We start from the raw sequence: 484 nt of genomic DNA, 5'->3' as shown, positions 1-484 counted from the left end.
TGTCTGTTCCGTTTCAGTCCCGAGTTCGTAGGTGGCCGTGACAGTAACGTCAGCGCGGGGTTCGTTCATCGTGGCGTTCAGTCGCACCTGCCGGGTCGTGCTGGCTGAGATGTTCTCAAGCAGGACGCGCTGGAACGACGCGTTCTCCGACGTTGCACTGACCATGACATCCGAAAGCGGAGCGTTGGCCCCGTTAGAGACGGCGACCCGCAACGCGCGGTCAGTGCCGCTACCGACCGCAGTCGTATCGAGTTCCACGCTGTTTCGGAGCGGGTCCGACTCGATGACTTTTGACCGGGTTGTGGTGCGCGTGGTGTCGCCAGCGACTGTGTAGCTGACCGTTGCGGTCAGCGAGTGTTCGCCGGCAGATTCAGGTCGGAACCGGAACGGTGCGGTTATTGACCCGTTCTGGGCGATGCTTGACCGTACCGTCCGGCTCTTTATCATCTCGACGCCATCGCCCTCGACGACGACTTCGACGTTC

General features: G+C 61.6%; 1 pseudogene. It reads right to left on the bottom strand.

Going from position 1 to position 484, the window contains the following annotated elements:
- A pseudogene (locus tag C5C07_RS20590) lies at positions 1–484 on the bottom strand (hypothetical protein); the annotation flags it as partial.

The organism is Haloferax sp. Atlit-4N (assembly GCF_003383025.1).
Lineage (GTDB): Archaea > Halobacteriota > Halobacteria > Halobacteriales > Haloferacaceae > Haloferax > Haloferax gibbonsii.
This window is presented reverse-complemented; position numbering and strand designations above follow the sequence as displayed.